Origin of the sequence: Stenotrophomonas sp. CFBP8980 (assembly GCF_034046095.1) — a bacterium.
In the GTDB taxonomy this organism is placed as follows: Bacteria; Pseudomonadota; Gammaproteobacteria; order Xanthomonadales; family Xanthomonadaceae; genus Stenotrophomonas; species Stenotrophomonas lacuserhaii.
Map to the genome: position 1 here is coordinate 1 of NZ_JAXCXF010000011.1, position 13,876 is coordinate 13,876.

Annotated in this window: 12 protein-coding genes and 4 tRNA genes; 3 read left to right on the plus strand and 13 right to left on the minus strand. The window is 67.3% G+C overall.

The window, feature by feature from the left end:
- The 13 genes from SOM47_RS17130 to SOM47_RS17190 all read right to left on the minus strand — a co-directional run.
- Window positions 1-511 (minus strand): GTP-binding protein (locus tag SOM47_RS17130; protein WP_320506245.1); only part of this gene is annotated, 511 nt, incomplete at its 3' end.
- Window positions 512-551: 40 nt separating this feature from the next.
- Window positions 552-627, minus strand: a tRNA-Thr gene (locus SOM47_RS17135).
- Between the two features lie 53 nt (window positions 628-680).
- A tRNA-Gly gene (locus tag SOM47_RS17140) sits at window positions 681-754 on the minus strand.
- Between the two features lie 35 nt (window positions 755-789).
- Window positions 790-875: transfer RNA gene (locus SOM47_RS17145), tRNA-Tyr, on the minus strand.
- A gap of 136 nt (window positions 876-1,011) precedes the next feature.
- A complete protein-coding gene (locus SOM47_RS17150) occupies window positions 1,012-2,037 on the minus strand; it encodes an isoaspartyl peptidase/L-asparaginase family protein (RefSeq protein WP_320506246.1) in 1,026 nt (341 codons plus the stop codon).
- 724 nt (window positions 2,038-2,761) lie between these two features.
- Window positions 2,762-3,853: a redox-regulated ATPase YchF gene (gene ychF, locus SOM47_RS17155; RefSeq protein WP_042614858.1), complete on the minus strand. Its 1,092-nt coding sequence runs from the start codon at window positions 3,851-3,853 to the stop codon at window positions 2,762-2,764.
- 114 nt (window positions 3,854-3,967) lie between these two features.
- Window positions 3,968-4,546 (minus strand): aminoacyl-tRNA hydrolase, encoded by a 579-nt coding sequence (pth, locus tag SOM47_RS17160; RefSeq protein WP_042614859.1) that lies wholly within the window; start codon window positions 4,544-4,546, stop codon window positions 3,968-3,970.
- A gap of 77 nt (window positions 4,547-4,623) precedes the next feature.
- Complete coding sequence (locus SOM47_RS17165; protein WP_042614860.1) at window positions 4,624-5,247, minus strand: 50S ribosomal protein L25/general stress protein Ctc; 624 nt, start codon at window positions 5,245-5,247, stop codon at window positions 4,624-4,626.
- A gap of 110 nt (window positions 5,248-5,357) precedes the next feature.
- The gene (locus tag SOM47_RS17170; RefSeq protein WP_042614861.1) at window positions 5,358-6,317 is read right to left on the minus strand and encodes a ribose-phosphate diphosphokinase; all 960 of its coding nucleotides are present in this window, start codon (window positions 6,315-6,317) and stop codon (window positions 5,358-5,360) included.
- 138 nt (window positions 6,318-6,455) lie between these two features.
- A tRNA-Gln gene (locus SOM47_RS17175) sits at window positions 6,456-6,532 on the minus strand.
- A 12-nt stretch (window positions 6,533-6,544) separates the two neighbouring features.
- Complete coding sequence (gene ispE / locus SOM47_RS17180; protein WP_042614862.1) at window positions 6,545-7,417, minus strand: 4-(cytidine 5'-diphospho)-2-C-methyl-D-erythritol kinase; 873 nt, start codon at window positions 7,415-7,417, stop codon at window positions 6,545-6,547.
- Entirely contained in the window at window positions 7,414-8,067 is a 654-nt protein-coding gene (lolB, locus tag SOM47_RS17185) for a lipoprotein insertase outer membrane protein LolB (protein ID WP_200888441.1), read from the minus strand. Before lolB ends, ispE begins: the two co-directional genes overlap by 4 nt.
- Window positions 8,067-9,755 carry a tetratricopeptide repeat protein gene (locus SOM47_RS17190; RefSeq protein ID WP_200888440.1) on the minus strand — a complete coding sequence of 563 codons (1,689 nt, stop codon included), beginning with the start codon at window positions 9,753-9,755 and terminating at the stop codon, window positions 8,067-8,069. The genes lolB and SOM47_RS17190 overlap by 1 nt, the downstream gene beginning before the upstream one ends.
- A gap of 63 nt (window positions 9,756-9,818) precedes the next feature.
- On the opposite strand from SOM47_RS17190, the gene hemA reads away from it, so the two are divergent.
- The 3 genes from hemA to SOM47_RS17205 are packed head-to-tail and all read left to right on the plus strand — an operon-like array spanning window position 9,819 to window position 13,872.
- Window positions 9,819-11,102 carry a glutamyl-tRNA reductase gene (gene hemA / locus SOM47_RS17195; RefSeq protein WP_320506247.1) on the plus strand — a complete coding sequence of 428 codons (1,284 nt, stop codon included), beginning with the start codon at window positions 9,819-9,821 and terminating at the stop codon, window positions 11,100-11,102.
- Window positions 11,080-12,165 (plus strand): peptide chain release factor 1, encoded by a 1,086-nt coding sequence (gene prfA, locus SOM47_RS17200; protein ID WP_320506248.1) that lies wholly within the window; start codon window positions 11,080-11,082, stop codon window positions 12,163-12,165. Before hemA ends, prfA begins: the two co-directional genes overlap by 23 nt.
- Window positions 12,166-12,168: 3 nt before the next feature.
- Entirely contained in the window at window positions 12,169-13,872 is a 1,704-nt protein-coding gene (locus SOM47_RS17205) for an O-linked N-acetylglucosamine transferase, SPINDLY family protein (protein WP_320506249.1), read from the plus strand.
- Window positions 13,873-13,876 lie beyond the last annotated feature (4 nt).

The window sequence follows — 13,876 nt, forward strand, 5'->3', positions numbered from 1 at the left end:
TGATCGGGGTGTCGTCGCCCGGGAAGTCGTACTTGCTCAGCAGCTCGCGCACTTCCATTTCGACCAGCTCAAGCAGCTCGGCGTCGTCGACCATGTCGGCCTTGTTCAGGAACACGACGATGTACGGCACGCCGACCTGACGCGACAGCAGGATGTGCTCGCGGGTCTGCGGCATCGGGCCGTCAGCAGCGGAACAGACCAGGATCGCGCCGTCCATCTGCGCAGCACCGGTGATCATGTTCTTGACGTAGTCGGCATGGCCCGGGCAATCGACGTGGGCGTAGTGACGAACGGTGGATTCGTATTCGACGTGTGCGGTCGAGATCGTGATGCCACGTGCCTTTTCTTCCGGCGCGGCGTCGATCGCGGAGTAATCCTTGAACTCGCCACCGAAGCGCTCGGCACCGATCTTGGTCAGTGCGGCGGTCAGCGTGGTCTTGCCGTGGTCGACGTGACCGATGGTGCCGACGTTGACGTGCGGCTTGGTGCGCTCGAACTTACCCTTGGCCATGGCTGCTTATCTCGAATTCGTCTTGGGGTGGTGCTGAAGATGGTGCTCACGAAAGGAATCGAACCTTCGACCTCTTCCTTACCAAGGAAGTGCTCTACCGACTGAGCTACGTGAGCGAGTTTTGCATTATGGCACGAACTGAAATATCTTCAAAGTTCTAAACATTCAATGGAGCGGGAGACGGGAATCGAACCCGCACAATCAGCTTGGAAGGCTGAAGTTCTACCATTGAACTACTCCCGCACCGGGAATTGCCACAACGTGAAACTACGTGAAACTGGTGGAGGGAGGTGGATTCGAACCACCGAAGGCGTAAGCCAGCAGATTTACAGTCTGCCCCCGTTGGCCGCTTGGGTATCCCTCCTTACCACCCCATGCCGTGGCGCCGAAGCGTTGCGGTGTGTGGTGGTGAGCCCGCAATTCTGCTGATCCGGCGAGGGTCTGTCAACACGTTTTTTCTTTTTTTTCACATGCTGTCGCAAACCCGTTGATACGCAAGGTTATTGACCGGGCAGTTGCAGCATTTCGTCGGCGAAGATCGCAACATGCGGTACACCGTCCGCGCCGATCCAGCCCCGATACATGCCCTCGGTGTTGAACGGCAGCCCGACCTCGCCCTTCGCAGTGAGCACGATCGCCCCGCCGTCGCCGCCCAGCGCAGGGATCATCCCGTTGATCACCTCGCGCCCTGCCTGCCCGGCGGACGCACCCGCCAGCCGCACGCGTGCGCAGATCTCGTGCGCGGCCGCGGTGCGCAGGTAGTACTCGCCCCAGCCGGTGCCGGAGACGGCACAGCCCTCGTCGGCCCAGGTCCCCGCGCCGATGACCGGCGAGTCGCCTACCCGTCCGTAGCGCTTGTTGGTCATGCCGCCCGTCGAGGTGCCCGCGGCGAGCTTCCCTTCGGCATCCAGCGCGAGCGCGCCGACGGTACCGAAGTGCCTGGCGGTTTCCAGCTCGGCATGTGCCTGCCCCGCGTTCTCCTCCTGCAGGGCGCGCTGCAGCTGCTGCCAGCGCTTTTCAGTGCGGAAGTAGGACGGATCGACCAGGGTGATGCCCTGTTCGGCAGCGAACGTTTCGGCCCCCTGCCCCACCATCATCACGTGCGCGGAGTGCGCCATCACCGCCTGCGCCAGCAGGATCGGGTTGCGCACCCGCTGCACGCCGGCCACCGCGCCCGCGCGTCGCGTCGCGCCATCCATCAGCGCAGCGTCCAGTTCGTTGCGGCCGTCGTGGGTGAACACCACACCGCGCCCCGCATTGAAGGTCGGGTCATCCTCCAGCACGGTGATGGCGCGGGTCACCGCCGCCAGCGCGGAGCGACCGGCCTTCAACTCGGCATGCCCCTGCAGCAACGCACTGCGCAGGGCCGTGCGCGCGGCGCGCTCTTCTTCGGCGGACAACCCGGCGCGCTGCACGCCGGCGCCGCCATGGATCACCAGCAGCGGCGCCGCTTCAGGTGCAGGTGCGGCCGCGGCGGCAACGGAGATCGACAACAGGACGCACAGCATTCCCAGGCGCAGACTCATTCGGCAACTCCCATCACACAGTTGCCGACACGCTGCGCGGCGCCGCGGACATTGGCAAGTGCCGTTCGATGCCGGCGCCGGGTTCTCCACACCCGGCGTGGAGAGCGATGGGGGTTTGGTGTGGACAAGTACCGCTGAGCCACACGCCGCAGGCGTTTCGAAAGGTGGCGATTATTTGTCCAGCGCGCGATGCGGTTCTCCACACCGAACGTGGAGAGCCGTGGGGGTTTGATGTGGACAACTGACGCTGAGCCATGCGCCGCAGGCGTTTCGGACGCTGGTCATTATTTGTCCAGGCAGAACGAACGATGTATCGCAGCGGCGAACGGCAGAGCCGCTCCTGGCGGGTCGCGAAGTGCTTGTTCTCGGGCTGGGGCCGGGCGCGGCCCGCCACGTAAGAAAAAAAAAGAAAAGCGGTAGCGCCGACCCATGGTCGGCGGAATGTTCCCGCCAACGGCCCGCTGCGCTCGCCGACCATGGGTCGGCGCTACCGCTTTTTCTTCTTACGTGGCGGCGCGCGCGGACTGTCAGGGCCGGGCGGGAGGGGTTGGTGGGGGCGTTGAGCGCCATGGAGGGCGCGAAACGAGGCCCGCAGGAGCGGCTTCTGCCGTCCCCCACCAACCCCTCCCGCCCGGCCCAAACCACCGAACCCGCACTTGGCGACCCACCACGAGGGGCTCCCTCGTTCACCCGCCAACGGGGCTTCCGATCGCCCCTTGCAGGATCAGACGTTGAAGCGGAAGTGCAGCACGTCGCCTTCCTGCACGCGATATTCCTTGCCTTCCAGGCGCAGGCGCCCGGCTTCCTTGGCACCGGCTTCGCCCTTGAACTTGATGAAGTCGTCGTAGGCAATGGTTTCGGCGCGGATGAAACCCTTCTCGAAATCGGTGTGGATGACCGCGGCGGCCTGCGGCGCGGTGGCGCCCTTGCGCACGGTCCAGGCGCGGACTTCCTTCACACCAGCAGTGAAATAGGTCTGCAGGCCCAGCAGCTGGTAAGCCGCGTTGATGACGCGGTTCAAGCCCGGCTCCTGCAGGCCCAGGTCGGCCAGGAAGGTGTCACGGTCTTCGTCATCCAGCTGCGACAGCTCTTCTTCGATGGCCGCCGAGACCGGCACCACTTTCGCACCCTCTTCGGCCGCCCGCGCACGCACCGCATCCAGGTGCGGATTGTTCTCGAAGCCATCTTCCAGCACGTTGGCGATGTACATCACCGGCTTCAGCGTCAGCAGGAACAGGTCGCGCACCAGCGCTTTTTCCTCTTCGTCCAGGCCGGCCGCACGACCGGCCTTGCCGTCGGCCAGCGCCGCCTGCAGCTTGGCCAGCACCGGCTTGCGTGCCGCCGCTTCCTTGTCGCCGCCCTTGGCCGAACGCTCGGCGCGGTTCAGTGCCTTCTCCACGCTGTCCAGGTCAGCCAGCGCCAGCTCGGTATCGATGGTGTCGATGTCCGACAGCGGATCAACCTTGTTGTTGACGTGGATGACGTCGGCGTTCTCGAAGCAACGCACCACGTGGGTGATCGCATCCACTTCGCGGATGTGCGCCAGGAACTTGTTGCCCAGGCCTTCGCCGCTGGCCGCACCGGCCACCAGGCCGGCGATGTCGACGAACTCGACCGCCGTCGGGATGACCTTCTGCGGATTGATGATCGCCGCCAGCTCGTTCAGCCGCGGATCCGGCACCGGCACGATGCCGACGTTCGGCTCGATGGTGCAGAACGGGAAGTTGGCCGCAGCGATACCCGCCTTGGTCAGCGCGTTGAACAGTGTCGACTTGCCCACGTTGGGCAGGCCGACGATTCCGCATTTGATACCCATGTTCGACAACCTTTGGGGTGAAAGTGATTGGCGAAAAAGCGCACGCGCCGTTTTGCAAATCATTTTCATCGTGCAACCGCCGAGCATGGCTCGACGCTGCCCGTCTTCGCTGGGTTATTTCGGGGTGTGCAGGCGCTTCATCGCCTCGCTGAAATCACCCTGCACCGCCAGCGGCAGCACGTCGATCGCATCGTCGATGGCGCGTGCGATCAGCACGTCGTCATCCTTCGATGCACGTCCCAACACCCACGGCACCACGCGGTCCTTGTGGCCCGGATGCCCGATGCCCACGCGCAGGCGATGGAACCTGCCGTGCCCCAGCAGGCGGATGGTATCGCGAAGGCCGTTCTGCCCCCCGTGGCCGCCATCGAACTTCAACCGCGCCGCACCCGGCGGCAGGTCCAGTTCGTCGTGTGCCAGCAGGGTTTCTTCAGGTTCGATCTTCCAGAACCGCTGCGCGGCGGTGACCGACTTGCCACTGAGGTTCATGTACGTGGCCGGCTTCAGCAGCCAGACCGGCTGGCCTGCGATATCGACCTTGGCGGTCTCGCCGAACAGCTTGCTGTCCACGCTCCAGCGTGCGCCCGCCTTTTCGGCCAGGGCCTCCACAAAATGAAACCCAGCGTTGTGCCGGGTCCGGGCGTGCTCGGCGCCTGGGTTCCCCAGGCCGACGATCAGTCGCAATCCTGCCATTGTCTCTTCCTGTTACGGCCTGCCAGCGCTGCCGGCAGGTACGGCGCCCGTCCCGGGGGACAGGCGCCGCAACGGCATTACTCTGCGGCTTCTGCGTCTTCGGCAGCGTCGGCAGCGTCTTCCTTGCCGTGCTTGGCGGTGACCACGGCATCGTCGTGATCCTTGCCCAGCGCCAGCGCCGGCAGCTCAACGCCCTTCGGCAGCTTGAGGTCGGACAGATGGATCACGCCACCGGCTTCCAGGGCGCCCAGGTCGACTTCGATCGACTCCGGCAGGTCCTTCGGCAGGCAGGACACGGTCACTTCCTTCACTTCGTGGGTGACCACGATGTCCGAAGCCTTGCCAGCCGGCGAGGTTTCTTCGTTGATGAAGTGCAGCGGCACCGAAGCGGTCAGGACTTCGTTCTCGTTCACGCGCAGGAAATCCAGGTGCAGGATCAGCTGCTTGAACGGGTGGCGCTGCATGTCACGCAGCAGCACGCGCTCGACCTTGCCATCGAGGTTCAGGTCCAGGATGGACGAGTAGAACCAATCGTTGTACTGGGCCAGCCAGATTTCATTGTGGTCAAGGCTGATGGCGACCGGCTCGGCGTTGCCGCCGTAGACGATCGCCGGGATCACGCCAGCGTGACGCAGGCGGCGGCTCGCACCCTTGCGCTGCAGTTCACGCTTGGTGACCTTGATTTCATGGGTCTTGGACATTTTCTACTACCTGTTGGGTGCCCTGCCGTGTGGCGGGGCGGATGAAGGCACTTCCGCGACCAGAAGTGCCCTTGGAGGTCCCTGCCGTCACCGGCCGGAACGAAAAAAAATCAATCCACGTACAACGAGCTGACCGACTCACCGAAGGCGATGCGGCGCATCGTTTCGGCCAGCATCTCCGCCACGCTGAGCTGGCGGATCTTGCTGCAGACCCGCGCGGCGTCCTTCAGCGGGATGGTATCGGTCACCACCAGCTCATCGAGCTGCGAATTGGTGATGTTGTCCACCGCCGGACCGGACAGCACGGCATGGGTGCAGTACGCCGCGACCTTGAGCGCACCGCGCGCCTTCAGGGCAGCAGCAGCGGCGCACAGGGTGCCGGCGGTATCGACGATGTCATCGACCATCACGCAGGTCTTGCCTTCGACATCACCGATGATGTTCATCACAGTGGAGACGTTGGCGCGCGGACGGCGCTTGTCGATGATCGCCAGGTCGGCATCGTCCAGGCGCTTGGCCACGGCGCGCGCGCGCACCACGCCACCCACGTCCGGGGACACCACGATCAGGTTTTCGGTGCCGTAGGCGCGCCAGATATCGGCAAGCAGCAGCGGCGAGGCGTACACGTTATCCACCGGGATGTCGAAGAAGCCCTGGATCTGGTCGGCATGCAGGTCCACGGTCAATACCCGATCGGCACCGGCGGTGCTGAACATCTTCGCCGCCAGCTTGGCGGTGATCGGCACGCGCGAAGACCGCATGCGGCGATCCTGGCGCGAGTAGCCGAAGTACGGCACTACTGCGGTGACGCTGGCCACCGATGCGCGCTTGAGCGCGTCGATCAGCACCAGCAGTTCCATCAGATTCTCTGCGCTGGGCGCACTGGTCGGCTGGATCACGAAGACGTCCTGCTTGCGGACGTTCTCTTCGATTTCGACCTGCACTTCCCCATCGGAGAAGTGCGACACCAACGCCTTGCCCGGACGCACGCCCAGTTCCTTGCAGATGTTCTGTGCGAGGCGTTTGTTGGCGTTGCCGGAAAAGACCAGCAGGTTGGGCGAATCTTGCATCATGATTGTCTCGGGCGGGGGCGAGTGGCGGAGATCGGGTTACCCCAGGCGCCCGAAGGCCCCTGCGGCTGATTGCACCACGGCATTTCCACGTCCCGCGCAGACAGCTGCGCTGGTTGGCGCGGACCAAGCCGCAAGTGGCAGGGGCGGGAGGATTCGAACCTCCGAATGCCAGGATCAAAACCTGGTGCCTTGGGCCTCTTGGCGACGCCCCTGCATCAAATGAATCAGTTACGCTCGAGTGCATCCAGCAGTGGTGACCGGCCGACGCCTGCCACCACCCACGCCCGCAACTCCTTGGACAACCCCGCCCTGCCCGCCTGCGCAGCCTGCTGCGAAGGGAACTCGACGAAGCACCCACTTCCCGACCCTGTCAGCCGCGCCGTGCCGATGTTGCTCAACGCAGCCAGCACAGCCTCTACGGCAGGCTCGCGGCGGCGCAGCACCGGTTCGAACGCATTGCCGGACAGGTATCCGGAAACGAAGTCCTCTATTTTCGCCATTGGACTGTCGCGCGTCAAATCCGGATCTGCAAAAAGGGCCGGAGTGGGCACGTGGACCCCCGGATCGGCGATCACATACCAGGCCGCTGGGAGCGCGATGGGGGTCAGCTGCTCCCCTACGCCCTCGGCCCAGGCGTTGTGCCCGCGGACGAAAACCGGCACGTCCGCACCCAGCTGCAGGCCCAGTGCGGCCAGCGCGTCCGGGCCCAGCCCGGTGCCCCACAGATGGTTCAGTGCCACCAGCACGGTCGCCGCATCGGATGATCCACCGCCGAAACCACCGCCTGCTGGAACGTGCTTCTCGACAACGATATCGACACCTTGGCAGGTGTTCGCCGCATTTTTGAGCGCAATCGCAGCCCTTACCGCCAGATCATCGACCTCCGCCACCCCGGGAAGCGACGGCCCCTGGCGGCGCACCTGCCCGTCCTGGCGCAGGCGAAGTCCGATCCGGTCACCCCAGTCCAGCAGCCGGAACACGGTCTGCAGCTGGTGGTAGCCATCGGCGCGACGGCCGGTGATGTTGAGGAACAGATTCAGCTTTGCCGGAGCGGGCCACCAGGACCAGCCATCGGCGTCATCATGCGACGGATTCATGGACCGGCCGTACCCCACTGGTCGACCACCAGACGCACCTTGGCGTCGCCCTTGCTGGCTTCGATGCGCCGCGGCAGCGACTGTCGGCCGTCCTGCGCCGGGTACCAGTCCAGGTAATCCACCTGCCATCCGGCCTGCCGCAGCTGGCGCGGCCGTCCTTCGGCGTCGCGCTGCAAGGCGGCTTCGCCGCTGCCTTCCAGCACCAGTCCACGGGTCCAGTCGGGCAGTTGGTTGACCGGGATGTCCCAGCCGGTCGCCTCGAGCAGGACCGCCTGCGCATCGGCGCCCTCGCGCGGGCCACCGTCCAGCCCTTCCAGCCGACCGTTGCCCTGCACGGCATCGCCTTGCAGGCGCCAGCTCTGCCGGGTGACCGGGGCACTGAGCTGGACCTGGTAGGCACTGCCCTGCTGATCCCATTCAATCCGGCCACTGCCGCCGTTCTTTCCCTTGCTGACCGCCACCCGGCCCTGGAACGACCAGTCGGGCTGGGCCCGCAGCGCCTGCACGCGTGCTGCTTCGGCACGTTCGGCAGCCGGCGATACGCTATAGGCCACGTCCGGCACCGGCGTTTTCTGCGAACCGACCGAGGTACAGGCGGCCAGCGCCAGGGCGACCGTTGCCAGCAGCAACGGCCGGGTCATCGAATGCATCATGGCTTGAAGGTCTCACGGACGCGTTGCAGCGCGCGGTTGTCGGGATCCAGCTTGGCGGCTTCGTCGAAGTAGCGCCGCGCCTCGTCCTGGCGGCCCATCACCCACAGCACTTCGCCCAGGTGCACGGCGATCTCGGCATCCTTTGCCAGCCCATAGGCGCGGCGCAGCTGCACCAGCGCCTCCTCGTTGCGGCCCAGCCGATACAGCACCCAACCGTGGCTGTCGATGATGGCCGGGTTGTCCGGCTCAGCCACGCGGGCGCGGTCGATCAGCTCCAACGCCTCCTGGTAGCGGTGGGTGCGGTCGGCCAGGGTGTAGCCCAAGGCATTCAATGCGGCGACATTTTCCGGTTCGGTGACCAGCACCTTGCGCAGGTCGGCCTCCGCGCGCGGAATGTCATCGCGGCGCTCCCAGGCCAGGGCGCGCGCATACAACAGCGCGTTCTCGTCGGGATAGGCGGCCAGCCCGCGCGCCAACGCGTCCAGCTCGCCGGCCTCGTCGCCGGCCCGCAGGCGCAGCTCGGCTTCCAGCAGATAGGCGTCGCGGCGCGCTTCTTCGGCCAGCACCGCATCGGACTGCACCGCACGCACTTCTTCCAGTGCCTTGGCCTGGTTGCCCAGCAGGCCCTGCGCATTGGCCGCGCGCAGGCGTGCTTCGCTCAGCTCATCGCCGCCGGGCACGCTGTGGTACCAGTCCACCGCTTCCTGGTAGCGCTTGAGGTATTCGGCGATCTTGCCCAGCAGCAGGCGCTGCGCCGGATCCGGCTTGCTGGCCGCACGCGACAGCTCGGCGTACAGCGCGGTCAGCGCGGTGGCGTCGTCCTGCTTGGCCAGCAGCGAGGCGCGCATGCCGTAGGTCTGGGTGTCCTGCGGGCCTCTGGACAGTACGCGCTCGGCGGCCACTGTCTCGTTCATGCCGTCGTAGGCGATGGCCACGGCATTACGCAGGTCGACGCTGGTGCGGGTCTGCGGCTCCAGCGCCTGCAGCACCACCACGGCCTCCGCCTTGCGCCCGGTCTGCTGCAACTGGCTGGCGCGCAGCAAGGCCACGCGCGGATCCTGCGGGAACCGGCGCACCACTTCGTCGACCATGCGCTGGGCCAGCTCGGGCTTGTCCATGCGCATCGCCAAGCGGCCGAATTCCTGCCAGACCTCGATCCGGTTGGGAATCGCGTCGGCCTGGACCAGCGCTTCGAGTACCTGCGCCGGCACCCCCGGATCGCGCCCGCCACCGACCAGCGCGGCCAGGGTGAAGCGCCAGCCTTCCTCGCCGGGCGCGGCCAGCAACGCCTTCAGTTCAGTGGTCGCACGCTCCGGCTTGCCCTGGCGCATGGCCAGCGCCGCAGCGGCGCTGCGCATCGACAGCGAGCGCGGTGCGCGCTGCTGCCACAGCGCCAGCGCCTGCGCGGCACGGGCGTCATCATTGGCCAGCATGGCGATCCGGGTGGCCCGTTCGGCCAGTCCGGCGTCACCGTCACTGGCCTGCGCGGCGAGCAGGTACTGCGCGGCCGAGTCGGGCAGCTTGCCCGCCTGCAGAGCGAATTCGCCCACCAGCGCGGGCTCCAGCGACGGCTCCTGGCCGCGTTCGGCCTGGTCCAGCACGCGGGCGACGGAGGGGGCTGCCAGCGCGTCGCCAGCCATCAGGCTGAGCAGCAGAACACTGGAGATGCGAATCAATGCGGGCATCGACGGCATTGGGGCCTTAAAATGTGTGCCTATGGCCAGCAGCTTATCGCAAGCAACTGAACAATGACCCTGTGGGTGCTCGGACTGAATCACCAGACCGCACCGGTGGACCTGCGCGAACGCGCAGCCTTCGCCGGTGACGCGCTGCCGCGCGCGCTCGGTTCGTTGCGCAATACCCCGCAGATCGCCGAGGCGGTGCTGCTGTCCACCTGCAACCGCACCGAACTGTATGCGGTGGCCGACTCCGAGACCGCCCTGAACCAGTGGCTGCAGGGCCAGGCCGGCGACCTGCAGGGCTATCTGTACCAGCACGCCGACGCCGATGCGGTGCGCCACCTGTTCCGCGTCGCCACCGGGCTGGATTCGATGGTGCTGGGTGAACCGCAGATCCTGGGCCAGGTGAAGGACGCCTGGTCGGTGGCACGCGAACATGGCCTGCTCGGCCAGCGCCTGGACCGGCTGTTCCAGCAGACCTTCTCGGTGGCCAAGCGCGCGCGGACCGATACCCAGGTCGGCGCCAACCCGGTCTCGGTAGCTTCTGCCGCCGTGCGGCTGGCGCAGAACTCCTTTGCGCGGCTGGACGATTCCACCGTGTTGCTGGTCGGCGCCGGGGAAACCATCGAGCTGGCCGCGCGGCACCTCAGCGATGGCAAGGTGCGCCGCCTGCTGATCGCCAACCGTACCCTGGCCCACGCCCAGGAGCTGGCCAGCCGGCATGGCGGGGTGGCCTTGCCGCTGGCCGAGCTGGACCGTCATCTTGCCGAAGCGGACATCGTGTTTTCCGCCACCGCCGCACGCGAGCCGGTGATCCACCGCGAGGCCGTCGCCACCGCGCTGCGCACCCGCCGGCACAAGCCGATGCTGCTGTTCGACCTGGCCGTGCCGCGCGACATAGAAGCCAGCGTGGCCAGCCTGGACGACGCCTTCCTGTATACGGTGGACGACCTGGAGCGAGCGGTGGAAGACAACCGCCGCAGCCGCCGCGAAGCCGCCGCCGAAGCCGAAGCGATCATTGAACTGCAGGTCGCGCGCTTCGTGGAAACCCAGCAGGCCGGCACCCACCACGCCCCGCTCAGGCAACTGCGCGCGTTCGGCGAGACCACCCGCGCGGAAATGCTGGAGCGCGCGCGGGCACAGCTGGCCAACGGCAAGCCGGCCGATGAAGTGCTGGAACTGCTCGCCCATGGCCTGACCAACCGCTTGCTGCACCCGCCCACCGCTGCCCTGCGCGCCGCCGCGCTGAGCGGAGATGCCGACCTGACCCGCGCCGCCGAGCGCCTGTTCCCGGCGCAGCCGGGATACCACCATCCTGCCGTGAGACCTGATGACGCCGACCCTGCGCCGTAAGCTTGAAGCGCTGGCCGAGCGCCGCGAAGAACTCGAACGCCTGCTTTCCGACCCCAGCGTGGTGGCCGACAACAAGCGCTTCCGCGATCTTTCGCGCGAGTTCGCCCAGCTGGAACCGGTGGCCACCGCGCTGGCCGAAGAGCGCCGCGCCAAGGACGACCTGGCCGCCGCCGAGGCGATGCGCGCCGACCCGGACCTGCGTGAGCTGGCCGAAGAGGAAGTGGACGCCGCGCAGGCCCGCCTGGCGCAGCTGGACCAGGACCTGGCGCTGCTGCTGGTGCCGCGTGACCCGCGCGACGAAGGCAACCTGTTCCTGGAAGTGCGCGCCGGCACCGGCGGCGACGAAGCGGCGATCTTCGCCGGTGATCTGTTCCGCATGTACGCACGCTACGCCGAGCGCCAGGGCTGGAAAGTCGAGATCGAATCGGACAGCCCGGGCGAGCACGGCGGCTACAAGGAAGTGGTGGCCCGGGTGGTCGGGCGCGGCGCGTTCTCGCGGCTGAAATTCGAATCCGGCACGCATCGCGTGCAGCGGGTGCCCGCCACCGAATCGCAGGGCCGCATCCATACCTCGGCGGCGACGGTGGCGATCATCCCCGAAGCCGATGAAATCGACGAGGTGCAGATCAATCCGGCCGACCTGCGGGTGGATACGTTCCGTTCCTCCGGCGCCGGTGGCCAGCACGTCAACAAGACCGAATCGGCCATCCGCATCACCCATGTCCCGACCGGCGTGGTGGTGGAATGCCAGACCGAACGCAGCCAGCACGCCAACCGCGACAAGGCGATGAAGCGCCTGAAGGCGCAGCTGCTGGATGCCGAGCGTTCGCGCCAGGACGCAGCGCAGGCGGCATCGCGGCGCCTGCAGGTTGGCAGCGGCGACCGCAGCCAGCGCATCCGCACCTACAGCTTCCCGCAGGGCCGCATAACCGACCACCGCGTGGAAGGGTTGACCCTGTATGACCTGCCCAACGTGATGGCCGGCGACATGGACGCGCTGCTGCAGCGGCTTTCTCAGGAACACCAGGCCGACGCACTGGCCCAGCTGGCCGCTTCGGCCTGATCGATGCAGCCCACCAGCCCGCGCCAGCAGTTGCAGCAGGCGGTTCGCCGCCAGCCGGCGGATTTCATCGCCTGGGTGATGCTGGCCGATGCCGAACTGGAAGCCGGTGACCTGGCAGCGGGCGAACAGGCCGCGCGGCGTGCCCTGCAGCTTCGCCCAGGGCATCCCGAAGCGCTGGCCCGGCTGGGCCGGGTGGCGTGGATGGCCGGCGCGCACGGCGATGCCGCGCAGCTGCTCGGCGAGGCCGCGGCCAGTGCACCGCAGCACCCCGGCATTGCGTTGTGGCTCGGCCACGCACTGGAAGATGCCGGCGATGCCGAGGGCGCGGCCGATGCCTACCGACGTGCCCACGCGCTGCTGCCCGATGAGCCCTACATCGCCGCCCAGCGGCTGGCCTGGCAGCGGCGCCTGTGCGACTGGCAGGACGTTGATGCGCTGTCACGGCAGGTCCGCGATGCCGTTTCGCGCGATCAGGGCGCGGTAGAGCCGTTCGCCTTCCTCAGCGAAGACGCCAGCGCTGCCGAACAGCTGGCCTGTGCGCGGCTGCGCGCGGCGCAGTTCAGCGGCGTGCGCCCGCTGCCGCCGGCCGCAGTGCGGCAACGCGGCCCGCTGCGCATCGGCCTGCTGTCCAACGGCTTCGGCGCGCACCCCACCGGCCTGCTGACCGTGGCGGTGTTCGAACACCTGCGGCAGGATACGGCGCTGGACATCCATCTGTTCGCGCTCAACGGCGACGATGGCAGCCCGATCCGCCAGCGTCTGTGCGCGGCCACCCGCCTGCACGACGTGGCCGGCCTGCGGCATGCCGACGTGGCCGCACGGATCCGTGCCGAAGGCATCGACGTGCTGTTCGACCTGCGCGGCTGGGGCGGTGGCGGCGTTCCGGAAGTGCTTGCCCTGCGCCCGGCCCCGGTGCAGGTCAACTGGCTCGCGTATCCGGGCACCTCCGGTGCACCGTGGATGGACGTGGTGCTGGCCGACGACTTCGTGCTGCCGGCCGCGCTGGAGGCGCACTTCAGTGAGCGCGTCGTGCGCCTGCCGCGTGCCTTCCAGCCCTCGGACAACACCCGCGCGCTGCAGCCCGCCCCGTCGCGCGCGGCATGCGGGCTGCCGGAAAAGGGCGTGGTGTTCTGCTGTTTCAACAACAGCTACAAATTGAATCCGCGCAGCATGGCGCGGGCCTTCCAGGTACTGCAGGGCGTACCCGGCAGCGTGCTGTGGCTGCTGTCCGGACCGGGCCGCGCCGATGCCCGCCTGCGTGATGCAGCGCGCGCGGCAGGCGTGGATCCGGCGCGGCTGGTGTTCATGGCCAAGCTGCCACATGCGCAGTACCTCGCCCGCTACGCGCTGGCCGACCTGTTCCTGGATACCCATCCGTACAACGCGCACACCACCGCCTCGGATGCGCTGTGGGCCGGCTGCCCGATGCTGACCTGCCCCGGCGCTACCTTCGCCGCGCGCGTGGCCGGCAGCTTGAACCACCACCTCGGCCTGCATGCGATGAACGTGGCCGACGATGCCACCTTCATCGCCCGTGCCACGGCGTTGGGCAATGACCCTGCCGCGCTGGCGCAGCTGCGCACGCAGTTGGCCCAGGCACGTGCCGGCAGTGGCCTGTTCGACATGGCCGGCTTCGCTGCGGACCTGTCCCGGATGCTGCAACAGCTGGCCAGCGAACGGGGCTGGCAGGGCACGCACACCGCCTGAACCG